19 protein-coding genes and 1 pseudogene are annotated in these 24,529 nt (G+C 71.0%); 16 read left to right on the top strand and 4 right to left on the bottom strand.

All coding sequences use genetic code 11. The features are described from left to right. Window positions 1–77: 77 nt before the first annotated feature. Entirely contained in the window at window positions 78–1,985 is a 1,908-nt protein-coding gene (gene typA / locus GL259_RS25235; protein WP_159535611.1) for a translational GTPase TypA, read from the bottom strand. Between the two features lie 534 nt (window positions 1,986–2,519). On the opposite strand from typA, the pseudogene GL259_RS25240 reads away from it, so the two are divergent. From GL259_RS25240 to GL259_RS25285, 10 genes and pseudogenes are all read left to right on the top strand, one after another. Beyond that, a pseudogene (locus GL259_RS25240) lies at window positions 2,520–3,564 on the top strand (ABC transporter permease). A 102-nt stretch (window positions 3,565–3,666) separates the two neighbouring features. After that, window positions 3,667–5,460, top strand: coding sequence for an ABC transporter substrate-binding protein (locus GL259_RS25245; protein WP_208026518.1), 1,794 nt, complete (start codon window positions 3,667–3,669; stop codon window positions 5,458–5,460). Window positions 5,461–5,558: 98 nt separating this feature from the next. Then, a complete protein-coding gene (locus tag GL259_RS25250) occupies window positions 5,559–6,536 on the top strand; it encodes an ABC transporter permease (RefSeq protein WP_159535613.1) in 978 nt (325 codons plus the stop codon). Between the two features lie 15 nt (window positions 6,537–6,551). Further along, window positions 6,552–7,613 carry an ABC transporter ATP-binding protein gene (locus GL259_RS25255; RefSeq protein ID WP_159535614.1) on the top strand — a complete coding sequence of 354 codons (1,062 nt, stop codon included), beginning with the start codon at window positions 6,552–6,554 and terminating at the stop codon, window positions 7,611–7,613. Window positions 7,614–7,626: 13 nt separating this feature from the next. Further along, the gene (locus GL259_RS25260) at window positions 7,627–8,745 is read left to right on the top strand and encodes a dipeptide ABC transporter ATP-binding protein (RefSeq protein WP_159535615.1); all 1,119 of its coding nucleotides are present in this window, start codon (window positions 7,627–7,629) and stop codon (window positions 8,743–8,745) included. 210 nt (window positions 8,746–8,955) lie between these two features. Further along, the gene (locus GL259_RS25265; RefSeq protein WP_159535616.1) at window positions 8,956–10,578 is read left to right on the top strand and encodes an ABC transporter substrate-binding protein; all 1,623 of its coding nucleotides are present in this window, start codon (window positions 8,956–8,958) and stop codon (window positions 10,576–10,578) included. A gap of 5 nt (window positions 10,579–10,583) precedes the next feature. Then, entirely contained in the window at window positions 10,584–11,507 is a 924-nt protein-coding gene (locus tag GL259_RS25270; protein WP_159535617.1) for an ABC transporter permease, read from the top strand. Then, window positions 11,500–12,507, top strand: coding sequence for an ABC transporter permease (locus GL259_RS25275; protein WP_159535618.1), 1,008 nt, complete (start codon window positions 11,500–11,502; stop codon window positions 12,505–12,507). The genes GL259_RS25270 and GL259_RS25275 overlap by 8 nt, the downstream gene beginning before the upstream one ends. Before the next feature lie 6 nt (window positions 12,508–12,513). Beyond that, window positions 12,514–13,488, top strand: coding sequence for an ABC transporter ATP-binding protein (locus GL259_RS25280; protein WP_159535619.1), 975 nt, complete (start codon window positions 12,514–12,516; stop codon window positions 13,486–13,488). Then, entirely contained in the window at window positions 13,481–14,527 is a 1,047-nt protein-coding gene (locus GL259_RS25285; protein ID WP_159535620.1) for a dipeptide ABC transporter ATP-binding protein, read from the top strand. Before GL259_RS25280 ends, GL259_RS25285 begins: the two co-directional genes overlap by 8 nt. Window positions 14,528–14,677: 150 nt before the next feature. On the opposite strand, the gene GL259_RS25290 is transcribed toward GL259_RS25285, so the two are convergent. Then, window positions 14,678–16,804: a prolyl oligopeptidase family serine peptidase gene (locus GL259_RS25290; RefSeq protein ID WP_159535621.1), complete on the bottom strand. Its 2,127-nt coding sequence runs from the start codon at window positions 16,802–16,804 to the stop codon at window positions 14,678–14,680. A gap of 177 nt (window positions 16,805–16,981) precedes the next feature. Here GL259_RS25290 and GL259_RS25295 point away from each other — a divergent pair, with 177 nt between their 5' ends. Together GL259_RS25295 and GL259_RS25300 are read left to right on the top strand one after the other, a co-directional pair. Then, window positions 16,982–17,176 carry a hypothetical protein gene (locus GL259_RS25295; protein ID WP_159535622.1) on the top strand — a complete coding sequence of 65 codons (195 nt, stop codon included), beginning with the start codon at window positions 16,982–16,984 and terminating at the stop codon, window positions 17,174–17,176. Between the two features lie 319 nt (window positions 17,177–17,495). Next, entirely contained in the window at window positions 17,496–18,911 is a 1,416-nt protein-coding gene (locus GL259_RS25300; protein WP_159535623.1) for an amidase, read from the top strand. Window positions 18,912–19,045: 134 nt separating this feature from the next. On the opposite strand, the gene GL259_RS25305 is transcribed toward GL259_RS25300, so the two are convergent. Next, complete coding sequence (locus GL259_RS25305) at window positions 19,046–19,291, bottom strand: DUF397 domain-containing protein (protein ID WP_159535624.1); 246 nt, start codon at window positions 19,289–19,291, stop codon at window positions 19,046–19,048. After that, window positions 19,288–20,172 carry a helix-turn-helix transcriptional regulator gene (locus GL259_RS25310; RefSeq protein ID WP_159535625.1) on the bottom strand — a complete coding sequence of 295 codons (885 nt, stop codon included), beginning with the start codon at window positions 20,170–20,172 and terminating at the stop codon, window positions 19,288–19,290. Before GL259_RS25310 ends, GL259_RS25305 begins: the two co-directional genes overlap by 4 nt. 220 nt (window positions 20,173–20,392) lie before the next feature. On the opposite strand from GL259_RS25310, the gene GL259_RS25315 reads away from it, so the two are divergent. From GL259_RS25315 to GL259_RS25330, 4 genes are all read left to right on the top strand, one after another. Then, a complete protein-coding gene (locus GL259_RS25315) occupies window positions 20,393–20,578 on the top strand; it encodes a hypothetical protein (protein WP_159535626.1) in 186 nt (61 codons plus the stop codon). Between the two features lie 9 nt (window positions 20,579–20,587). Then, on the top strand, window positions 20,588–21,451 hold the full coding sequence (gene mshB / locus GL259_RS25320) for an N-acetyl-1-D-myo-inositol-2-amino-2-deoxy-alpha-D-glucopyranoside deacetylase (protein ID WP_159535627.1): 864 nt from the start codon (window positions 20,588–20,590) through the stop codon (window positions 21,449–21,451). Window positions 21,452–21,483: 32 nt separating this feature from the next. Next, window positions 21,484–21,861, top strand: coding sequence for a DUF6113 family protein (locus GL259_RS25325; RefSeq protein ID WP_159538962.1), 378 nt, complete (start codon window positions 21,484–21,486; stop codon window positions 21,859–21,861). A 193-nt stretch (window positions 21,862–22,054) separates the two neighbouring features. After that, window positions 22,055–24,259, top strand: a complete 2,205-nt coding sequence (locus GL259_RS25330; protein ID WP_159535628.1) for a hypothetical protein — start codon at window positions 22,055–22,057, stop codon at window positions 24,257–24,259. The last annotated feature ends 270 nt before the right edge of the window (window positions 24,260–24,529 follow it).

The raw sequence follows: 24,529 nt of genomic DNA on the forward strand, positions 1-24,529 counted from the left end.
GCGCGGCCCCCGCACGCGCGGAACGGCACGCCCCGAGCGGGGCGTGCCGTTCCTGTCGCTGCCGGCGTGTGCCGGGATCAGCCGTGCTTGGCGCGGCTCGCGGCGCGGGCGCGCTCGCGGGCGTCCAGGTTCACCTTGCGGATGCGGACCGCCTCCGGGGTCACCTCGACGCACTCGTCGTCGCGGCAGAACTCCAGGGACTGCTCCAGCGACAGCTTGCGCGGCGGCACGATCGACTCGGCCACGTCGGCCGTGGACGACCGCATGTTGGTGAGCTTCTTCTCCTTGGTGATGTTGACGTCCATGTCGTCGGAGCGGGAGTTCTCACCGACGATCATGCCCTCGTACACCTCGGTGCCGGGCTCGACGAACAGCACGCCGCGCTCCTGGAGGTTGGTCATCGCGAACGCGGTGACCGCACCGGCGCGGTCGGCGACCAGGGAGCCGTTGTTCCGGGTGGTGAGCGTGCCGAACCAGGGCTCGTGGCCCTCGTGGATGGAGTGGGCGATGCCGGTGCCGCGGGTCTGGGTCAGGAACTCCGTGCGGAAGCCGATCAGACCGCGGGAGGGCACCACGAACTCCATGCGCACCCAGCCCGAGCCGTGGTTGGACATGTTGTCCATCCGGCCCTTGCGGACGCCCATGAGCTGGGTGACCGCGCCCATGTGCTCCTCGGGGACGTCGATGGTCATGCGCTCGACCGGCTCGTAGACCTTGCCGTCGACCTCCTTGGTGACCACCTGCGGCTTGCCGACGGTGAGTTCGTAGCCCTCCCGGCGCATGGTCTCCACCAGGATGGCCAGCGCCAGCTCGCCGCGGCCCTGCACCTCCCAGGCGTCGGGGCGGTCGGTCTCCAGGACGCGCAGCGAGACGTTGCCGATCAGCTCGCGGTCCAGGCGGTCCTTGACCTGGCGGGCGGTGACCTTGCGGTCCTTCACGGCCGCCTTGTTGTCGGCGCCCTTGCCGGTGCCGCCGCGGCCGACCAGCGGGGAGGTGTTGGTGCCGATGGTCATGGAGATCGCCGGCTCGTCCACCGTGATCAGCGGCAGCGGGACGGGGTTCTCCGTGTCGGCCAGGGTCTCGCCGATCATGATGTCCGGGATGCCGGCGACGGCGCAGATGTCACCGGGGCCGGCCTTCTCGGCGGGCTTGCGGGTGAGCGCCTCGGTCATCATCAGCTCGGAGATGCGGACGTTGGAGACCGAGCCGTCGCGCTTCATCCAGGCGACCGTCTGCCCCTTCTTCAGCTCGCCCTGGTGGACGCGCAGCAGGGCGATGCGGCCGAGGAAGTTGTCGGCGTCGAGGTTGGTGACGTGGGCCTGGAGCGGGGCGCCCTCGTCGTAGGTGGGGGCCGGGATGTGCTCCAGGATCGTGGAGAAGAACGGCTCCAGCGAGTCGGAGTCGGCCGGGACCGTGCCGTCCTCCGGCTTGGTCAGGGAGGCGATGCCGTCACGGCCGCAGGCGTAGACGATCGGGAACTCGATCTGCTCCTCGTCGGCGTCCAGGTCGAGGAAGAGGTCGTAGGTCTCGTTGACGACCTCGTCGATGCGGGAGTCCGGCCGGTCCGTCTTGTTGATGCACAGGATGATCGGCAGCCGCTGCTGGAGCGCCTTGCGCAGCACGAAACGGGTCTGCGGCAGCGGGCCCTCGGAGGCGTCCACCAGCAGCACCACACCGTCGACCATCGACAGACCGCGCTCGACCTCACCACCGAAGTCGGCGTGGCCGGGGGTGTCGATGATGTTGATGGTGATCGGGTCCCCGCCGTCCTTGGGGTGGTACTTCACCGCCGTGTTCTTGGCGAGGATCGTGATGCCCTTCTCACGCTCCAGGTCGTTCGAGTCCATCATGCGGTCGTCGACGGAGTCGAGCTGGTGGGCCGCGAAGGCGCCGGCCTGCTTGAGCATGCCGTCGACGATGGTGGTCTTGCCGTGGTCGACGTGGGCGACGATGGCGACGTTGCGGATGTCGTGGCGCGTGGCCATATAAGGCGTACTCCCGGAGGTGGTGAAGGATGCCCTGCGCAGACGTCTGCGGTGCGCGGGCCCTGCCGGGCTGAACACGCCACGGCCTCACCCCATGGTACGGGGCCGTCGACAGGACCGCCTTCCCGTGCGCGGGAGCCGTGGGCCCCGGGGGCTTCCCGGGCCCGCGGGGCCCCGGCCGGACCCGGGGTCCTGCCGACGGCCCGCCGGGCGGGCGGCCGGCTCCGGTGCTGCCCGTGGGGCCCCTGAGGAGCGCGAGGAGCTGTTCGGATACCGGTGATCACACCAACAGGTTTCGGACATGTAAACGAAAAAATACTTCCGTATGACCGTTTTGCCTGTTTCTCGTAATAGGTGTCAAGCGCGCGCAGGTGTCAATCTTTGCAATTTTCGCTCAAAATATGGACGGTAGGGAGATCCCTATGTCTTCCGCCCTTGACGCGCGTTGATGGTCTTGGCGAAAGTTCCCCCAAACCACAGAACCTGCCGGTATCTGTGCTGCGCTCAACTCTCCATCCCGGGGGAAGAACACACATGACCAGTCCAACCAAGGCCGAGGGTCCCGGCTCCACGGTCGCCTTGGAACCTGAGCTGGAGGCGACCAGCGAGGGCCGCCGAGCCGAAGAAGCTCGAAGGTCGTTCCCCGGGCCAGCTGATGTGGCAGCGCTTCAGGCGTGACCGTACCGGCATGATCTGCGCCGGGGTAGTGATTTTCTACTTCGTGATGTCCCTGCTGGCTCCGGTGCTCACCTCCATCAGCGGGACCGACCCGTACACGCTGTACGGACAGGACCCCACGTACGCGGACAAGCCGGTGCTGGACGACTTCGGTCTGCCGCTCGGCTACCTCGGCGGTGTCTCCGGTGACCACTGGTTCGGCGTCGAGCCGCAGTACGGCCGCGACCTGTTCGCCATGCTGCTGTACGGCATGCGCACCTCGCTGTTCATGGCGCTGGGCGTGACCGTCCTCGTGGTCCTCACCGGTGTCGTCATCGGTCTGGTCGGCGGCTACTTCGGCGGCAAGACCGACTACTGGATCGGCCGCGTCACCGACTTCTTCCTGTCCTTCCCCAGCCAGCTGTTCTTCATCGCCTTCATGCCCGTGGTGACCGCGTTCTTCGTGGACCCGCGGGAGGAGACGCCCACCTACCTGCGGGCGGTGGCGATCCTGATCGTGCTCTGGGTGCTGGGCTGGATGGGTATGGCCCGACTCGTCCGCTCGACTGTACTGTCCCTGCGTGAACGCGAGTTCGTGGAGGCGGCCAAGGTCGCCGGCGCGTCGCCCTGGCGGATCGTCCGCAAGGAGATCCTGCCGAACGTCGTCTCGCCGATCCTGGTGCAGTTCACGTACATGCTGCCGAGCACCATCCTCACCATCGCGTTCCTGTCCTTCGCCGGTGTCGGCTTCGTCGAGCCGACCCCCGACTGGGGACGGCTGTTCGCCGCCGGCGCCAGGTACGCCGAGCAGGACCCGGCGTTCATGTTCTTCCCGGGCGTGGCGCTGGTGATCTTCATCCTGTGCTTCAACCTCCTCGGAGACTCGGTACGGGATGCCTTCGACCCCAAGTCCGGGCGCTGAACCGTCCATTGGTGGGGGGTGACTGCCGCCCCCGCGTCGGCCTACCAGCCGCGTCAGGCAGTACTCATGGATAACAACCGACAGGTAGGTGCAAACACCATCATGAAGTCGCAGACCTCGCGCAGAGCGCGTGCCATCGTGGTCGCCCTCGCGGCCGGCTCCCTCGCGCTCACCGCTTGCTCCAAGAACGAGGGCGGCAGCTCGGGCAAGGACTCCAAGAAGGACCAGAAGGAGGCGTCCACCCAGTCCAAGGCGGTGACCTACGCCGACGCCGCGGCGTCGGCCGGCCCCGCCGAGGAGGTGCCCGGCGCCAAGAGCGGCGGCACCATCCAGGTCTACCAGGAGGCGGGCCTGTCCCACCTCGACCCGGGCCAGATCTACGTCTCCGACGCCGGCCAGGTCGCCAACCTGCTGTTCCGCGGCCTGACCAACTTCGAGGAGGACGGCAAGGGCAACGTCTCGGTCGTCGGTGACCTCGCCACCGACTCCGGCAAGTCCTCCGACGGCGGCAAGACCTGGACGTTCACGCTCAAGGACGGCATCAAGGACCAGAACGGCAAGGAGATCACCTCCGCCGACGTCCGCCACTCCGTCGAGCGCCTGTACGCCAAGTTCATCTTCGACGGCCCGACCTACCTGCAGACCTGGCTGAGCGGCCCGGACTACCGCAAGGCGCTGCCGGACGGCGGCTTCGGCAAGAAGCACCTGCCGGACTCGGTCCTGGAGACCCCGGACGACAAGACCGTCATCTTCCACTTCGACACCCCGCGTCCGGACCTCCCCCAGACGCTCGCCATGCCGGGCTACTCCGTCGTGCCGGAGGAGTCCGACACGAAGGAGAAGTACGACAAGGCCCCGGTCGCCACCGGCCCGTACAAGATCGCCGAGTACAAGGTCGGCAAGACCCTCAAGCTGGTCAAGAACGACCAGTGGGACCCGAAGACCGACTCCGTGCGCCACCAGTACGTGGACGGCTGGAACTTCGACTTCGGCGTGACCGAGTCGACCCAGACCAAGCGTCTGATCGCCGACCAGGGCGCGTCGAAGAGCGCCATCCAGTTCACCGGCAGCGTCGACTCGACCCAGATCCAGGACGTCATCGGCGACCCGGCGGTCAACAAGCGCACGATCAAGGGCTACCAGCCCTACGTCATGCAGCTGACGTTCAACCTCGACCGCGTCAAGAACAAGAAGGTCCGCGACGCCGTCACCTACGCGGTGAACTCCAAGTCGCTCATCGCCGGTGAGGGCGGCGCGTACGGCGGCGACGTGGCCCCGAACCTGTTCGCCCCGACCCTGCCGGGCTACGAGGCGGACTACGACCCCTACGGCCGCCTGAAGGCGCCGCAGGGCGACATCGAGAAGGCCAAGGAGCTCCTGAAGGACGTCCCGGCCGCCGAGAAGAAGCTCGTCTTCGCCTACGGCAACACCGAGCAGGGCCAGAAGCGCAAGGTCGCCATCGAGGACGCGCTGAGCAAGGTCGGCATCGACGTCGTCTCCAAGGAGATCGACTCCGCGAGCTACTACGAGCAGATCGGCAAGCTCGACAACCCGTACGACATCTACATCACCGGCTGGGGCCAGGACTGGCCGTCGCCGGGCACGGTCGTCACGCCGATCTACGACGGTGACCAGGTCGCCGACGGTGCGCCGAACTACTCGCACATGAAGGACCCGAAGGTCCAGGAGCTCATCAAGAAGGCCCTGACCCAGGAGCCGACCGAGGCCGACAAGACCTGGAAGGAAGCGCACCGCTACATCCTCGAAGAGGTCAACCCGGCCGCTCCGCTGTGGTACACGAAGCAGTTCCAGCTCTACGGTTCGAACATCGGCGGTGCCCGCTACAGCACCGAGTCGAGCTACATCGACGTCACCCGTCTGTTCCTGAAGTCGTAACTCTCTACGGCTGATCGCGGGAGTGCGCACCAGGCGGAGCGCACTCCCGCGGTTCCGTGAAACCGCCCACCGCCTCCGCAGAGAGCAGCTTCCCCGCCATGCTTCAGTTCATACTCCGGCGTTCGGTCGGTGCCGTCGTCACCTTGTTCCTCATCGGCGCCGCCACCTTCTTCCTCTTCGTCGCCGCGCCCTCCGATTACGCCTCCCTGGCCTGTGGCAAGGACTGCTCGCCCGCGCGACTGGAGGACATCCGCGAAGCGCTCGGCCTGAACCAGCCGATCGCCCAGCAGTTCTGGGAGTTCATGTCCGGCATCGTCGCCGGCCGCGACTTCCCGGACGGGCACTGCGCGGCCCCGTGCCTCGGCCAGTCGTTCTACTCGGGCGACTTCGTCTGGGACACGATCATGGACCGCTTCCCGCTCACGCTGTCGCTGACCATCGGCTCGATCGTCGTCTTCCTGTTCGTCGGTCTCGGTACGGGCATGCTGGCCGCCTACAAGCGCGGCTCCGCGGTGGACAAGGTGGCCACCGGCGCGTCCATGGTGCTCAGCTCCTTCCAGATCTACTTCCTGGGCCCGATCGCGCTGATGATCTTCGTCTACAGCACCGGCTGGATGGAGGACCCCAAGTACGTCCCGTTCACCGAGGACCCGGTGGGCTGGCTCGTCGGACTGTCCATCCCCATGGTCGTGATGGCCACGATCTTCACCGCGCAGTACACGCGTATGGCGCGCGCCTCGATGATCGAGCAGCTCGCCGAGGAGCACGTGCGCACCGCCCGGGCCAAGGGCATGTCGAGGAACTACGTGTTCTTCCGCTACGCCTGGCGGGGTTCCCTCATCCCGATCGTCACCATCCTGGGCATCGACATCAGTGCCCTGCTGGGCGGCGGCGTGGTCACGGAACTGACCTTCTCCCTCCAGGGAATCGGTCGCCTCGCCGTCGACGGAGCGGTCAACAAGGACCTCCCGCTGACGATGGGCGTCATGCTGTTCGGAGCCTTCTTCATCCTGCTCCTGAACATCCTCGTCGACATCGCGTACGCCTGGATCGACCCGCGCGTCCGGCTCTCCTAGGAAGAACGAACCACCGTGACCACACTGACCAAGACCGAGGACGCCCCGGCCCCGACCGGGCCCGAGAGCTTCCTCTCGGTCCGTGACCTGCGGGTGCAGTTCTCCACCGAGGACGGCATCGTCAAGGCGGTCGACGGCCTCTCCTTCGACGTCGAGCGCGGCAAGACCCTGGGCATCGTGGGCGAGTCGGGTTCCGGCAAGTCCGTCACCAACCTGACGATCCTGGGCCTGCACAACCCGCGGACGTCGACGATCCAGGGTGAGATCGTCCTGGACGGCCAGGAACTCGTCACCGCCGAGGAGAAGGAGCTGGAGCAGCTCCGCGGCAACAAGATGGCGATGATCTTCCAGGACCCGCTGACCGCGCTGTCCCCGTACTACACGGTGGGCCGGCAGCTGTCCGAGCCGTTCATGAAGCACACCGGCGCCTCCAAGAAGGAGGCGAAGGACCGGGCGATCCAGATGCTGGAGAAGGTCGGCATCCCGCAGCCCAAGGTGCGCTTCGACGACTACCCGCACCAGTTCTCCGGCGGCATGCGCCAGCGCGCGATGATCGCCATGGCGCTGATGTGCGACCCCGACCTGCTGATCGCCGACGAGCCGACCACCGCGCTCGACGTGACCGTGCAGGCGCAGATCCTGGACCTGCTCAAGGACCTCCAGCAGGAGTTCGGGTCCGCGATCATCTTCATCACCCACGACCTCGGCGTCATCTCGAACATGGCCGACGACCTGCTCGTGATGTACGCGGGCCGGGCCGTGGAGCGCGGCAGCGTCAAGGAGGTGCTGCGCACCCCCAAGCACCCCTACACCTGGGGCCTGCTCAGCTCGATGCCGCGCCTGGACGGCGACATCCACGAGGAGCTCACCCCGATCCCCGGCTCCCCGCCGTCGCTGCTCAACCCGCCCTCCGGCTGCCCCTTCCACCCCCGCTGCGCCTTCACGGGCGAGGTGTCGGGCAACCGCTGCAGCACGGAACGGCCGCCGCTCGGCGAAGGCCGCGCCGCGGCGTGCCACCTGACGGCGGAGCAGAAGCAGACCATCTTCATCGACAAGATCCAGCCCCGGCTGCGCTAGGGAGATCCGAGACATGAGCGACAACCTCACCCTCCCCGCACAGCAGGGCTCCACCGGCACCTCGACCGAGGCGCTGCTGAAGGTGGAGGGTCTGACCAAGCACTTCCCGATCTACGGCGGCTTCCCGATCAAACGGAAGGTCGGCGCGGTGCAGGCCGTCGACAACGTCGACCTGACCGTCGGCGTCGGCGAGAGCGTCGGCCTGGTGGGTGAGTCGGGCTGCGGCAAGTCGACCACGGGCCGGCTCATCACCCGGCTCCTGGAGCCGACCGGCGGAAAGATCGAGTACGCGGGGCACGACATCACCCACGCCTCCCGCAGGCAGCTCGCGCCCGTCCGGTCCGAGATCCAGATGATCTTCCAGGACCCGTACTCCTCGCTGAACCCGCGGCAGACCGTCGGCACCATCATCAAGTCGCCGATGGAGATCAACGGGATCAACCCGGAGGGCGGCCGGGAGAAGAAGGTCCGCGAGCTGCTCGAGCTCGTCGGCCTCAACCCCGAGCACTACAACCGCTTCCCGCACGAGTTCTCCGGCGGTCAGCGCCAGCGCATCGGCGTCGCCCGCGCCCTCGCGCTGAACCCGAAGCTGATCGTGGCGGACGAGCCGGTCTCCGCGCTCGACGTGTCGATCCAGGCGCAGGTCGTCAACCTGCTGAAGAAGGTCCAGGACGAACTGGGCATCGCCTTCCTCTTCATCGCGCACGACCTGGCGGTGGTCCGGCACTTCTCGCAGCGCGTGGCCGTGATGTACCTCGGCAAGGTCGTGGAGGTCGGTGACCGGGAGTCGATCTACAACCGTCCCCGTCACCCCTACACCCACGCCCTGCTGTCGGCCGTGCCCGAGGTGGCCATGGACGACGAGACGGAGAACCGGGAGCGCATCCGGCTCTCCGGCGACGTGCCCTCGCCGATCTCCCCGCCGTCCGGCTGCCGCTTCCGCACCCGCTGCTGGAAGGCGCAGGACAAGTGCGCCACCGAGGAGCCGCCGCTCGTCCAGATCTCCGGCAACCGTGAGGGCCACCTGACGGCCTGCCACTTCCCGGAGGAGCCGACCACCCAGGCCCGTGACGAGGACGTCGTCCTCGACCCGGCGCTGAAGGCCCTGGAGGACTCCGCCGACGAGGAGTGACACCCCGTCGGAACCCGCGGCTGCCGTCCGTCCCCCCAGGGGCGGACGGCAGCCGTCGTTCGTCGCCGCGTACGCGCAACCCGGCCGGAGCCCCCCGTCCGGCCCCCGTCCGGCCCCCGTACAGCCCTCGTGCGTGTGCGCCGTGCCCCTTCTGCGCGGATATTGAGCGCACAGGGCAGCGCACCACCGCGCACGTACGAGGAGGCACCCATGCGCCGAGCCACGCACACCCCCTGGGCCGTCTGCGCGGTGGCGGCCGCCCTCGTCGCGACGGCCTGCGGAGGCGGGGGCGCCGGCGACGGTGACGCCGTGCTGAGCGCCTCCTGGGGCGACCCGCAGAACCCGCTGGAGCCGGCCAACACCAACGAGGTCCAGGGCGGCAAGGTCCTCGACATGATCTTCCGGGGGCTCAAGCGCTACGACCCGGAGACCGGCGAGGCGAAGGACATGCTCGCCGAGAGGATCGAGACCTCGGACTCGCGGAACTTCACCATCACCGTCAAGGACGGCTGGACCTTCAGCAACGGCGAGAAGGTCACCGCCCGGTCCTTCGTGGACGCCTGGAACTACGGCGCCGCCCTGAGGAACAACCAGCGCAACTCCTACTTCTTCGGCTACATCGAGGGCTACGACGAAGTCCACCCCGAGGGCGGCGGCAAGCAGACCGCCGACACCCTCTCCGGGCTGAAGGTCGTCGACGACCGCACCTTCACCGTCACGCTCTCCCAGAAGTTCTCCGGCTTCCCCGACACCCTCGGCTACAACGCGTTCGCCCCGCTGCCCCGGGCCTTCTTCGACGACCACGACGCCTGGGTGAGGAAGCCGGTCGGCAACGGCCCCTACCTGGTCGACTCCTACACGCGCGGCTCGCAGATGGCCCTGCGCACGTGGGAGGACTACCCCGGCCCCGACAAGGCGCGCAACGGCGGCGTCGACCTCAAGGTCTACACCGACAACAACACCGCCTACACCGACCTGCTGGCCGGCAACCTCGACCTGGTGGACGACGTCCCGGCGGCCCAGCTGAAGAACGTCGGGAACGACCTCGGCGACCGCTACCTCAACACCCCCGCCGGCATCATCCAGACCCTCGCCTTCCCCTACTACGACGAGAACTGGAGCAGACCCGGCATGGAGAAGGTCCGCACGGGCCTGTCCATGGCGATCGACCGCGAGCAGATCACCGACACCATCTTCCGGAAGACCCGCACCCCGGCGACCGACTGGGCCTCCCCGGTGCTCGGCGAGGACGGCGGCTTCAAGGCGGGCCTGTGCGGCGAGGCCTGCGCGTACAGGCCGGACGAGGCCAGGAGGCTCATCGCGGAGGGCGGCGGACTGCCCGGGGGCCGCGTCACCATCACCTACAACGCGGACACCGGCTCCCACCGCCAGTGGGTCGACGCCGTCTGCAACTCCATCAACAACGCGCTGGGCGACGAACGCGCCTGCACCGGCAACCCGGTCGGCACCTTCGCCGACTTCCGCGACCGGATCACCCGGCAGAAGATGACCGGCCCGTTCCGCGCCGGCTGGCAGATGGACTACCCGCTCATCCAGAACTTCCTCCAGCCGCTCTACTACACCGACGCCTCCTCCAACGACGGCGGGTGGTCCAACAAGGACTTCGACGGTCTCGTCGACCGGGCCAACCAGGAGACCGACGCCGCCCGGTCCGTCGGCCTGTTCCAGCAGGCCGAGCAGGTCGTCCGCGACCACATGGCCGCCATTCCGCTGTGGTACCAGAACGGCAGTGCCGGCTGGTCCGAGCGGCTGTCCGACGTGCGGCTCAACCCCTTCAGCGTCCCCGTGTACGACCAGATCAGGGTGAGCTGAGTGCCATGGGGCGCTACGTCGTCCGGCGTCTGCTCCAGATGGTCCCGGTGTTCGCCGGAGCCACGCTGCTGATCTTCCTCATGGTCAACGTGATGGGCGATCCCGTCGCGGGCCTGTGCGGCGAGCGCCGCTGCGATCCGGCGACCGCCGCCCGGCTGCGGGCGGAGTTCGGCCTCGACCAGCCGGTCTGGCAGCAGTACCTGACCTACATGGGGAACGTCTTCACCGGCGACTTCGGCACGGCGTTCAACGGCCAGGAGGTCACCGAGCTGATGGCGACGGCGTTCCCCGTCACCCTCCGGCTCACCCTGATCGCGGTCTTCTTCGAGATCGTCGTCGGCGTCACCCTCGGCGTGCTCACCGGACTGCGCCGGGGCCGCCCCGTCGACACCGGCGTCCTGCTGCTCACCCTCGTCGTCATCTCCGTGCCCACCTTCGTCACCGGCCTGCTGCTCCAGCTGCTGCTCGGGGTGAAGTGGGGCTGGATCCGGCCCTCGGTCTCCGCCGAGGCGCCGTTCGGCGAGCTGGTCCTGCCCGGTCTGGTGCTGGCCTCCGTCTCCCTCGCCTACGTCACCCGGCTGACCCGCACCTCCATCGCCGAGAACCGGCACTCCGACTACGTCCGCACCGCCGTCGCCAAGGGCCTGCCCCGGCACCGGGTCGTCACCCGGCACCTGCTGCGCAACTCCCTCATCCCCGTGGTCACCTTCATCGGCGCGGACGTCGGCTTCCTCATGGGCGGCGCGATCGTCACCGAGCGGATCTTCAACATCCACGGCGTCGGCTACCAGCTCTACCAGGGCATCCTGCGCCAGAACACCCAGACCGTCGTCGGCTTCGTGACCGTGCTCGTGCTGGTGTTCCTGGTCGCCAACCTCGTCGTCGACCTCCTGTACGCCGTACTGGACCCGAGGATCCGCTATGTCTGAGCAGCACTACGACCCCGAGCGCGTCGTCGCGGTGACCGGCGTGGGCGGCACCGTGGACCTGGGCGCGGACGGGACGGAGACCCTCGAGAGGGCGCCGGGCGGCCGGAAGGGCCGGGACGGCCCGGACGGCCCGGACGGCTCCGGACCGCGGGGCAGGCCCCGTTCCCTGTGGTCCGACGCCTGGCGCGACCTGCGCCGCAACCCCGTCTTCGTCGTCTCCGGGCTGGTGATCTGCTTCCTGGTCCTCATCGCCCTGTGGCCCTCGGCGATCGCCCCCGGCAGCCCCCTCGCGTGCGACCTGGCCCACGCGCAGGAGGGCGCCCGGCCGGGCCACCCCTTCGGCTTCGACGGCCAGGGCTGCGACGTCTACACCCGCACCGTCCACGGTGCCCGCACGTCCGTGGCGGTCGGTGTCCTCGCCACCCTCGGCGTCGCCGTCCTCGGCAGCGTCCTCGGCGCCCTCGCCGGGTTCTTCGGCGGCGTCTGGGACTCGCTCCTGTCCCGGGTCACCGACGTCTTCTTCGCCATCCCGGTCGTCCTCGGCGGACTGGTGCTGCTGTCCGTCATCACCAGCGACACCGTCTGGCCGGTCATCGGCTTCATCGTGCTGCTCGGCTGGCCGCAGATCTTCCGCATCGCCCGCGGCGCCGTCATCACCGCCAAGCAGAACGACTACGTCCAGGCCGCGCGGGCGCTCGGCGCCTCCCACGCCCGGCTGGTGCTGCGGCACATCGCCCCCAACGCCGTCGCCCCGGTCATCGTCGTCGCGACCATCGCGCTCGGCACGTACATCGCCCTGGAGGCCACCCTGTCCTACCTCGGCGTCGGCCTGAAGCCGCCCAGCGTCTCCTGGGGCATCGACATCTCCGCCGCCTCCCCGTACGTCCGCAACGCCCCGCACGCGCTGCTGTGGCCCTCCGGGGCCCTCGCGGTCACCGTCCTGGCGTTCATCATGCTCGGCGACGCGGTGCGCGACGCCCTCGACCCGAAACTGAGGTGAGCCGCCGTGCTGCTCGAAGTCCGGGACCTGCACGTGGAGTTCCGCACCCGGGACGGGATCGCCAAGGCCGTCGACGGCCTCGGCTACGGCGTGGACGCGGGCGAGACGCTGGCCGTGCTCGGCGAGTCCGGCTCCGGCAAGTCGGTGACCGCGCAGGCGGTCATGGGCATCCTCGACACGCCGCCCGGCCGGATCACCGGCGGCGAGGTCGTCTTCCGGGGGCGGGACCTGCTGAGGCTGAAGGAGGACGAACGCCGCAGGGTCCGGGGCGCCGAGATGGCGATGATCTTCCAGGACGCGCTGTCGTCCCTGAACCCCGTGCTCACCGTCGGCGACCAGCTCGGTGAGATGTTCACCGTGCACCGGGGCATGTCGCGCAAGGAGGCACGGGCCAGGGCCGTCGAGCTGATGGACCGGGTGCGCATCCCCGCCGCCCGGGAACGGGTGGGGCAGTACCCGCACCAGTTCTCCGGCGGCATGCGCCAGCGCATCATGATCGCGATGGCGCTGGCCCTGGAGCCGGCCCTGATCATCGCCGACGAGCCGACCACCGCCCTCGACGTCACCGTCCAGGCACAGGTCATGGACCTGCTCGCGGAGCTCCGGCGGGAGTACCGCATGGGCCTGATCCTCATCACCCACGACCTGGGCGTGGTCGCCGACGTCGCCGACCGCATCGCCGTGATGTACGCGGGCCGCATCGTCGAGTCGGCCCCCGTGCACGACATCTACCGGGCCCCGGCCCACCCCTACACCCGCGGCCTGCTGGAGTCCGTCCCGCGCCTGGACCTCAAGGGCCGGCAGCTCCAGGCCGTCAAGGGCCTGCCGCCCAACCTCACGCGCATCCCGCCGGGCTGCGCCTTCCACCCCCGCTGCCCGCTGGCCCGGGACGTCTGCCGCACCGACGAGCCCCCGCTGTACGAGGTCTCGCAGACCCGGGGGAGCGCCTGCCACTTCTGGAGGGAGTGCCTGGATGGCTGAGCCGATCGTCGAGGTCAGCGACCTGGTCAAGCACTATCCGCTGACCCGGGGGGTGGTGTTCAGGAAGCAGGTCGGCGCCGTGCGCGCGGTCGACGGCGTGGACTTCGGCCTCGGCCGGGGCGAGACGCTGGGCATCGTCGGCGAGTCCGGCTGCGGCAAGTCGACGGTCGCGAAGATGCTGGTCAACCTGGAGCGGCCGACGGCCGGTTCGATCCGCTACAAGGGCGAGGACATCACCCGGCTGTCGGGCAGGGCCCTCAAGGCGGTCCGCCGCAACATCCAGATGGTGTTCCAGGACCCCTACACCTCCCTCAACCCCCGTATGACGGTGGGCGACATCATCGGGGAGCCCTACGAGATCCATCCCGAGGCGGCCCCCAAGGGCGACCGGCGCCGCAGGGTCCAGGAACTGCTGGAGGTCGTCGGCCTCGACCCGGAGTACGTCAACCGCTACCCGCACCAGTTCTCCGGCGGCCAGCGCCAGCGCATCGGCATCGCGCGGGGGCTGGCGCTGCGCCCCGAGGTGATCGTCGCCGACGAGCCGGTCTCGGCGCTGGACGTCTCGGTGCAGGCCCAGGTCATCAATCTGATGGACCGGCTGCAGAGCGAGTTCGAGCTCTCCTACGTCTTCATCGCGCACGACCTGTCGATCGTCCGGCACATCTCGGACCGGGTCGCGGTGATGTACCTCGGCCGGATCGTGGAGACCGGCACCGACACCGAGATCTACGAACACCCCACCCACCCGTACACCCAGGCGCTGCTGTCCGCCGTGCCCGTGCCGGACCCGCGGGCCCGGGAGCACCGCGAACGGATCATCCTCAGCGGGGACGTCCCGTCCCCGGCGGACGTCCCCTCCGGCTGCCGCTTCCGCACCCGCTGCTGGAAGGCCGGGGAGCGCTGTGCCGTGGAGGTCCCGGCCCTCGCGGTCCCCGAGGAGTTCCGGACGGCCGGCGGCCCGGCCGCCCACGACTCGGCCTGCCACTTCGCGCAGGAGAGACACGTGGTGCCGCAGGGGGACCGCGAGGGTCCGCCGTAGCCGCGCGAACGGACGCCGACCGCGTTAACGCGGAAGCAACTCCACGGAAGCGGTTCCGATATACGGACACGCGAGGCTGAACAGCGTACGGCCGTGCGGGTGCCGTAAGCGGGCCGGGACGCGCCATGTCGTCCCGGCCCGCCGCCGTGCTCAGCCGGCACTGAGCCCCAGCGAGCGCCTGAGGAAGTCGAGCTGGAGGCGGAGCAGGTTCTCGGCGACCGTCTCCTGCGGGGTCATGTGCGTGACGCCGGACAGGGGCAGCACCTCGTGGGGCCGGCCGGCCGCCAGCAGCGCCGAGGACAGGCGCAGCGAGTGGGCGACCACCACGTTGTCGTCCGCCAGCCCGTGGATGATCATCATGGGGCGGTGCGGTTCGGCGGCGTCGACCAGGCCCGCGTCGTCGATCACCGAGTTGCGGCGGTAGACCTCCGGCTGCTCGCCCGGGTGCCCGAGGTAGCGCTCCTGGTAGTGGGTGTCGTACAGGCGCAGGTCGGTGACCGGGGCGCCCACCACCGCCGCGTGGAAGACGTCCGGGCGGCGCAGCGCCGCGAGGGCCGCCAGGTAGCCGCCGAAGGACCAGCCCCGGATGGCGACGCGGTCCAGGTCGAGGGGGAAGTCGGCGGCGAGGGCCCGGAGCGCGTCGACCTGGTCCTGGACGACGACCGCGGCCAGGTCGTCCTTGACGGACTTCTCCCAGGCGGGGGAGCGGCCGGGGGTGCCGCGGCCGTCGGCGACGATCACCGCGAAGCCCTGGTCGGCGAACCACTGCGAGGTCAGGTGGGGGTTGTGGGCGGCGAGCACCCGCTGCCCGTGCGGACCGCCGTAGGGGTCCATGAGCACCGGCAGGGGGGTGTCACCGGCGTAGTCCCGAGGCATAAGCACGGCGCACGGAATGCGGCGTGCGCCCCCCTGGGTCAGGGTCACGCGGGGGGACATACCGGGATCCTCGGCGTACGAGGGGACAGTGGCCGTCGGTTTCCCGTCACGCAGGATCCGCACCCGCGAACCTGGCCGATCCGGCGTCGCCGAGACCAGCACGGTCACCCCGCCGGCGCGTACCGCCGAGTGGACGCCGGGCTCCTGGGAGAGGCGTTCCACGCCCAGCTCGTTCACCCGGTAGACGTGCACCTCGCCGATCTCCGGCTCGTCCGCCTCCTCGCCGGCGGACGCGGAGACCAGGACGTCGTCGTCGGAGACGTCCAGCACCGCGCGGAGGTGCAACTGCGGACCGGTCAGAGGCCGTTCGCCGACCGCCAGCCGTCGTGCGCCCCCCTCGTCCGCGATCCGCACCAACTGCCCGGAGGGGCTCCAGCACGGAACCCCGGGGAAAAGTTCCAGCCAATTTCGATCTTCGTCGGCGTGCACCATCCGGGTCGCCCCGGAATCCGGGTCCACGGCCAGGATCAGCTGCCCGCGCTGGTCGCGCGACTGGACGAGCAGCAGCGGCGCACCCGCCGCTGACCAGTGCACTCGTGCCAGGTACGGGTAGCGCGCCCGGTCCCAGGAGACCTCCGTGCGCACTCCGTCCAGCCCGATCACGAACAGCCGCACGTCCGCGTTCGCGGTGCCCGCCGCCGGGTAGGGGACGCGGCTCGGCTCACGCTCCGGACGGGCGGGATCGGCGATCCACCACCGTTCGACCGGCGTGTCGTCCACGCGCGCCACGAGCAGCCGGTCCGACTCCGGAGCCCACCAGAAGCCCCGCGAACGCCCCATCTCCTCGGCCGCGATGAACTCGGCCAGTCCGTAGGCGACGCCCTCCGCCTCGGGGGCCGCGAGCGCGCGGTCGTCCTCCCCCTCGGCCGCCACCACCCGCAGCGCGCCCCGGGCGACGTAGGCGACGTGGCGCCCGTCGGGCGACGGCCGCGGGTCGATCACCGGCCCCGGTACGGGCAGTTCACGCGCCGTCCCGGCCCGCAGTTCGGCCGTGAAGAGCCGCCCGGACAAGGCGAAGGACGCCAACTCCACGGCCGCGTCGGTGGCGTAGCCGACGATGCCGGCACCCCCCTCGCGGCTCCGCTCGCGCCGTGCCCGCTCTTCCGCGGAGAGCTGCTCGCGGGCCCCGCCCAGGAGGGCGTGCGGGTCGGCCGCCACGCGCTCCCCGCCCCCTTCCGTGTCGAGGACCCAGAGCGAATTGGCCCGGTCCGTACCGGAACCGGAGCGCAGGAACACGACACGTGAACCGTCGGGCGCCACGGTGAACGAACGCGGCGCGCCGAGCGTGAAGCGCTGGGTGCGGGCGTGCCGCCGGGGGAAGGAGTCAGCCTCAGTCGTCATGCCCTGACCATATTGGCCATGCGCCCCCTTGTGCGGCTGTGCGCCGACCGATGCGCACGTACGGATAGTTATGATCGTTAGCGCATAGTGGGTATGAACCTGCTGGCTCGTGCGTGGATTTATCTGCCCCCCATATTCCTACCCCCCGCGTCCTGGGATCCTTGGAGGTGAGCCGCCGTGGCACTCTCGATTTCGGCGGTGGTGCTGCTGGCGATCATCGTCTTCCTGCTGATCAAGAAGTCAGGACTGAAGGCCGGGCATGCGGTCGTGTGCATGCTGCTGGGCTTCTACCTCGCCTCGTCGACGGTGGCGCCCACCATCAGCGAGCTCACGACGAACATCGCGGGGATGATCGGCAGCATCAATTTCTGAGCGACCCGTCTTCCGGCCGGGCCCGAGGCAACTCCCGGGCGCCGGCCGGAGTCCACGTCCCGTCCGTCCCCCCACCCGGATTCCCCGCATCGGACTCCGCAGGCCCCGGACCCGGAACACGCGACGACCGGGGCGGCGACCGGGAGGGGACGGCTCGGGGCGGTGCCCGGTGCGGTGGACGCGCGTCCGCGCAGCCGTCGCCCGGCCGCTGCCGCCGTCCTCCTGCGGTCCGGACCCGTGCGCCGCACCCCCTCGCCTGTTACTCGCCGGTAAGGAATGATGGCGGGCGATCCTTCACGCGTTCAGGGCGGAGTCACCGGTGACGACTTTCGAGGAACAGACCAGGGTGCACGTCTTCCGGGACGACGCCCTCGGCGACCACGACGCCGTCGGCCTCGCCCGGGCGATCCGCCGGGGCGAGGTCGGCGCCGCCGAGGCCGCCCGTGACGCGGCGGCCAGGGTCAGGGCCGTCGAGGCCCGGCTCCGCGCCGTCCAGGTGCACCTCGACCCTCCGGTGCACGAGTCCGGGTCCGCCGGCGCCCTCGCCGGGGTGCCGACCTTCGTCAAGGACAACACCGACTACCGGGGGCTGCCCACCGGTCACGGCAGCGCCGCGTTCGCGCCGAGGGCCGCACGACGGCACGCCCCGTTCGTCCGCCAGTTCCTGAGCACCGGCGTCACGGTGCTCGGCAAGACCCGGCTGCCCGAGTTCGGGTTCAGTCCGACCACGGAGTACGAGGAGGCCGAACCCGTCCGCAATCCGTGGCACACGGGCCACTCGGCGGGTGGTTCGTCGGGCGGCAGCGCGGCACTCGTCGCCGCCGGAGCGGTGCCGATCGCGCACGCCAACGACGGCGGCGGTTCGATCCGGATCCCCGCCGCCGCTTGCGGGCTCGTCGGGCTGAAGCCGACCCGCGGCCGGGTGGTGCCGAACGCGCTGGGCCGCCAACTGCCGATCGACCTCGTCACCGACGGCGTCGTGAGCCGTTCCGTGCGGGACAGCGCCGCGTTCCTCGCCGCCGCCGAGACCTACTGGCGCAACCCCGAGCTGCCGCCCGTCGGCCTGGTCGAAGGCCCCTCGGAAAGGCGGCTGCGCATCGGGCTCGTGCTGGACTCGCCGAACGGCGTCCGCTCCGACGACGCCACCCGGACGGCCGTCACGGAGACGGCACGGCGGCTGGAGCGGCTCGGCCACACGGTGGAACCGGTGGAGCTGTCGATCGACCCGCGTTTCACCCGGGACTTCCTCACCTACTGGGGCCTGCTGTCGTTCCTGATCGGCCTCACCGGCAGGACGTTCGGCGCGGACTTCGACCGGCGCCGCATGGACGGACTCAGCCGGGGACTGCGCGAGCTGTACGTGAACAACTGGCAGCGCACGCCGGGCGTGGTGCGGAGGCTGAAGCGCACGCGGGAGGCGTACGCGGCGGCGTTCCGCGGGCTCGACCTGGTCCTCTCGCCGGTGCTCGCCCACACCACGCCGCCGCTCGGTCACCTCAGCCCGGCGGTCCCGTACCCGACGCTGATCGAGCGGATCCTCGCCTACGTCGCCTTCACCCCGGTCAACAACGTCGTCGGGACGCCGTCGATCTCGGTACCGGCCGCGAGCACCACGGCGGACGGGCTCCCCGTCGGCGTCATGTTCTCCGGCCGGCCGGGCGCCGAACGGACCCTGCTGGAGCTCGCGTTCGAGCTGGAGGCCGACCGGCCCTTCCCGCGCCTCCAGGACGGCTGACGGGACTCCGGGGAGGAGCGGCGCAGACCGCGGGCACCGGACCGGTGCGCTCACGTGGAAGCGTGAGCATCCCGGCCCTCGCTGCTCCTGGGCTGCTCACGTGAGCGTCTGGCCGGCGTTTCCCTTCTCGCTGTTCACGGTCGTCCGAGGGGTGCGGTCGAGAGGGCGGGACGGTCCCCGGCCGCGTACGGCACGAAGCCGCCCCACGCGGCGGGGGCGAAGGCCAGCCGGGGGCCCCCGACGTCCTTCGAGTCACGGACGTGGACGGCACCGGCCCCGGCGGCGACCTCGACACAGGAGTCGCCCTCGCTGCCACTGCTGTAGCTGCTCTTGAACCACGTCAGGCTGGAGGCGTCCCTGGACGAGGTCTTCCGGATCATGTCTCCCCCAGCAGTTGCTCGTCGAAGGCCGTCGACTCACGCGGTGTGAGCGCCTGGGCCCGGATGATGCCATAACGAAGTTCCAGGATACGGAGCTGCCTCAGTTCGGAAACCGGCCGTCCGTTGGCCACCGCCGGCGAACGGCCGATCGCCGAACCGTCCTCGAACTTGAGCACCTCGATGCCGCCATCCACACCGGCGTGCTCATCACGGTCCGTCGGCATCACTTGGAGCTCGACGTTACGCAGCCGTCCCAACTCGAGCAGGTGCTGAAGCTGGCCACGCAGGGTCGTCCTCCCGCCCAGCGGCCGACGAGGCGTCCACTCCTCCAGGACGAAGCTGAGTTCGGGCGCCGGGTCCCGTTCGAAGATCACCTTGCGTGCCGCTCGTGCTGCGACGAACCGTTCCACTTCGTCCGTTGAGTACGCGGGACGCCGCATCGCCAGAAGGGCACGTGCGTACTCCGGCGTCTGCAACAGGCCGTGGATGTGCAGCGGGTCGTACAGCTGGAGCTCGACCGCCCGCGCCTCCATCTGCGCCAGGTCCCGCACCTTCTTCGGGTACCGGACCTTCTTGACGTCCTCCTTCATCGCCGCGACGAGCCCGCCGGCGTTCAGCACCTCGTCCGCCGTGTCCAGGTACTCGGGGCGGGGGATCCGCTTGCCGCCCTCGATCTTGTGGACGAGGTCCTCGCCGTAGCCGACCGCCACCGCGAACTCGCCGGCCCGCATCCCCGCCGCCTCCCGGCGGAGCTTCAACTGCCGTCCCACGGTGGCCACCACGGCGAGCGCCCAGTCGTCGTCCGGGTCCACCTCCCAGCCCGGCTCGTCCGTCCGCTCCGTCTCGGTCCTGACCCGCAACGCCTCACCGTTCACCGACATGCGTGCCCCTCCGTGGCGCCGTTCCGTACCGTCGCGCGCCGCGCGCGGGAGCCGTGCCGACAGCCCGGACGGCACCGGACGAACCGTGGACGGTCACCCTGCGCGACGCCGCGATCACTCCTCACGGTACGTCCGGCCGGCCACGCCGAGTGACGTGAATCAGTAAATCGCCGGGACCGGGCCCCACCCCTCCCGTCCGCGGTCGCGCACGCCCGGGCGGGTGAACGTCCCCGGACCGGCGGTCCGCCCCGGCCGCCGCCTCGCCGCCCGGCTCCCGCCCCGCCCCCGAAGGCCCCGCCGCGCCACCCGCGGGGACTTCGCCCACGGCCGGGAGGTCACCCTCGCGGACCGGAGGATCCCCGTGGACGGTCTGCCGCGGTACGAGGACGAGGGCGCCGCCTCATAAGGTGACCCCATGACGGAACTGCCCGCCCGGCGTCTCCTGCTGGTGCACGCCCACCCGGACGACGAGTCGATCAACAACGGCGCGACCATGGCCCGGTACGCCGCCGAGGGCGCCCATGTGACGCTGGTCACCTGCACCCTCGGTGAGCGCGGGGAGGTCATCCCGCCCGAGCTCGCCCATCTGAGCGGGGCGGCCCTCGGCCAGCACCGGCTCGGTGAGCTGAGGGACGCGATGCGCGCGCTCGGGGTCGAGGACGTCCGGCTGCTCGGCGGCGCCGGGCGGTACAGCGACTCCGGGATGATGGGGCTGCCCGACAACGACGACCCCGGCTGCTTCTGGCAGGCCGACGTCGACCAGGCCGCCGGGCTGCTCGCCGAGGTGATCCTCGAGATCCGCCCCCAGGTCCTCGTCACCTACGACGACGACGGAGGCTACGGCCACCCCGACCACGTCCAGGCCCACCGCGTCGCCATGCGCGCCGTCGAACTCGCCGCCGGCTCCGGCTGGGACGTCCCCAAGGTCTACTGGAACCGGGTGCCCCGCTCCGCCGCCGAGCGGTCCTTCGCGCGCCTCCACGACGACCTGCCCGGCCTGCCCTTCGACAAGGCGGCCGACATCGACGACGTACCGGGCGTCGTCGACGACGAGCGCGTCACCACCGCGATCGACGGAAGCGCCCACGCCGCCGCCAAGGCCGCCGCGATGCGCGCCCACGCCACCCAGATCACGGTGGCCGAGCCGTACTTCGTGCTCTCCAACGACCTCGCGCAGCCCCTCTTCACCACCGAGTACTACGAGTTGGTGCGGGGCGAGCGTCCCGAGGGGCGCGAGAGCGACCTGTTCGCCGGAATCGGCACCGGGGAGGCGTCGTGAGCGGCGACCGCGGCCCCCTGCTCGCCCAGCCGATGCGCCCGCCCTCCGCCGCACGGATCTCCGCCCTCCTGGGGCTCCTCCTGCTCGGCGCCGTGGTCGGCGCGGCCGGGGCGCTGGTGCAGCCCGCGTGGTTCCCGGGCGGGCTGCTGCTCGCCCTCGCGGGCGAGGCGGGCCTGTGCCTGGGGGCGGCCCGCGCGCTGCGCAGCCGGGGAGCGGCCGCCGCGGCGGCCGGCGGATGGATGCTCGCCGTCATCCTGCTCACCACCAGCCGTCCGGAAGGTGACTTCCTGTTCGCCGCGGGCAGCGGTTCCTACCTCTTCCTGCTCGGCGGCATCGCCGTGGCTGTGATCTGTGCCACGCTCGCTCCCGGGCGGCAACCGGACGGCGGTCCCGTCCGACTTGGCAAGTGACGTACCACTTCGCGGTGTCACGGGCGTGCGGGTCCGGTGTGGGTTTCCTCAGCGGTCCTGGAATACCGGCCGGACGCGGCCAGTAAGGTGGTGCGCGCCGCCGAGCCTCCCCCGCACTTTCGGCCTCGCCCGAGCCGGGGGACCCCCACCGTGAGGTCGTGACGGGCGGCGGAGCCAACCGGGAGAACCTGCCTTGAGTCGTGAAACTGACACTCCGTCCTCCGGGCCCGACGGGCGCGGCGGAGCCGCCTACCCGTCGGGCACCCCGCCCTACGGGATTCCGGCGATTCCGGACGAGGGTACGGGCGCGGGCCGTCCGGCCGCGCGACCGGAGGACCGCAAGACCGAGACCACGCTGACGACCCGGATCCGGATCAACATCCCCGGATCGCGGCCCATCCCGCCGGTCGTCGTGCGCAAGCCCGTCGCGGACAAGGAGGGCAACGCCGCCCCCGACGCCGAGGCGTCGGCGCCGTCCTCCGCCACCTCCACGGGCGCGGCCGAGCCTCCCGCCGAGCCCGCCCGGTCCACCGGACCCGAGGGGCAGCCGGACGGGGACAAGCCGGCCAGCGACTGGTTCGCGCCGCGCAAGTCGGCGCCGGGCAAGGGCGCTCCGGGCGGCGGCTCCGCCAACGGATCGGGCGCGCCGAACGGTTCGGGCGGCGCCGCGGCAGGGGGGCCGGCGGCCGGCTCCGCACCCGCGGCCGCCCCCGGTCCCGGTGCGCCCGGCGGTGCGCGACCGGGCGGTGGGCGTCCCGGTGGCGTGGTCGGCTCCATGAACGCGCCGGGCGGCTCCCGGCCCGGCGGGACCAACGGCTCCGGCCTCCCCGGCGCGACCGGCGGGCCCGTGGCCCCCGGACACGGCGGCGGCACCGGCTCGTTCGACGTGACCGAGGCGCTGGCCGGCGGGACCGCGAGCGGTACGCGTCCGGGCACCGGCGGCGGGGGCGAACCGGGCCACGACGACCTGCCGTACTTCCCGGGGGACGGGCCCGGCGGCCGGAACGGGCAGGCAGGCCGGCCCGGACGGCTCGACCGCGGCGGCCGGCGGGGCCCGGGCGGCCCGCAGCAGGGCCCGGCGGGCCCCACGGGCGGTCCGGTCACCGGCGACGGCCCGATGGCCCCGCCGGCCGGCCCCGGTGCCGCCGCCGGCCGGCCCCACCCGGGCGCGGCCTTCGACGAGCAGGGCCGGCCCGGCGCCCCCGGCGGCGGCCTGAGCGACGACACCGCGATCCTCACCCCGCAGCAGCCGGCCCCCGAGCCGGGCACCCCGGGCTACGGCGTCCGCCACGACAACGTCTCCGGGCACACCCTCACCAGCGGCATCCCGGTCGTGCCGCCGGGCGCGGCCTTCAACGCCGGCGCCCCCGCCGACGGTCCCCTGGGGCACACGCCCCCGAAGCTGCCCGAGCCGGTCTCCCCGCCCCCGGCGAGCTCCTCGAAGCCGCCGAAGAAGAAGGGGCGCAACAAGCTCGTCCTGCTCGGCGGCGCCCTGGTCGTCCTCGCCGGTGTCGCCTACGGCGCCGGGCTGCTGATGAACCACTCCGACGTGCCCAAGGGCACCACCGTGCTCGGCGTCGACATCGGCGGCGGCACCCGCGACGAGGCCGTGAAGAAGCTCGACCAGGCCCTCGACGACCGGCTGGACAAGCCGCTGAAGCTGTCGGTCGGCGGCAGGACCGTCGAGCTGGAGCCGGACAACGCGGGTCTTCAGCTCGACGCCGACGCCACCGTCGGCGAGGCCGCCCGGAGCGACTACAACCCGGTCTCCGTGATCGGCTCGCTCTTCGGCAACCACCGCGTCGTCGAACCGGTCATGCCCGTGGACGAGGAGAAGCTCCAGGCCGCCCTGGAGGACGCGGCGGGCGGTTCCGGCTCGGTGGTCGAGGGCTCGATCAAGTTCGAGTCCGGCAAGGCCGTGGCCGTCTACCCCAAGGCGGGCCAGGGCATCGACGTCGCCGAGGCGGCCGACGTGGTGACGGAGGCGTACCGCACCCAGGTCGAGACCGGCGCCACCGCCGCGGTGAACGTCCCGACGGCTCCCCAGCAGCCGAAGGTCTCCAAGGCCGAGGTCGACCGGATGATGAAGGAGTTCGCCGAGCCGGCGATGTCCGGCCTCGTCACCGTCAGGACCGACGCGGCGCACAGCATCCCGTTCGGCCCCGTGTCCCTGCCGAAGATCCTCGGCGTCAAGGCCGTCGGGGGCAAGCTCGTGGAGACGTACGACCTCGAGGCGCTCCGCAAGGCGTACGGCAGCACCTTCGACGGGGTGCAGATCGAGGGCGCCAGCGGGAAGCGCGACGTCCAGCCGCAGGACGTCGTCTCCGCGCTGCGCAAGGCTCTGCGCGGCAAGACCCCGGCGGAGCGCATCGGCGTCATAGAGACCAACCCGAACTGACCGCCGGCCGTCCCGCGGCGCCCGCGTGACACGTGAACCCGTGAAGGCCCGTCCTGCCCGGACGGGCCTTCACGGGCTTTCACGGACCTCGTGCGGTGCGGGTCCCCCTCCGCCGACGCGCCGCACTCGGCCCCCACGCCCGGGGAAGAGCCCGGGGGAGGCCGGGCCGATCGCCCGCGTCCCGGTCGCACCGCCGCGGCGACGGGGTCCCGGCGGCGGCTGACCGCCCCGGTACGGGGAGGGCGCCCGGTGACCCACCGGGCGCCCTCC

The sequence above is a fragment of the Streptomyces sp. Tu 3180 genome, from assembly GCF_009852415.1.
Classification (GTDB): Bacteria; Actinomycetota; Actinomycetes; order Streptomycetales; family Streptomycetaceae; genus Streptomyces.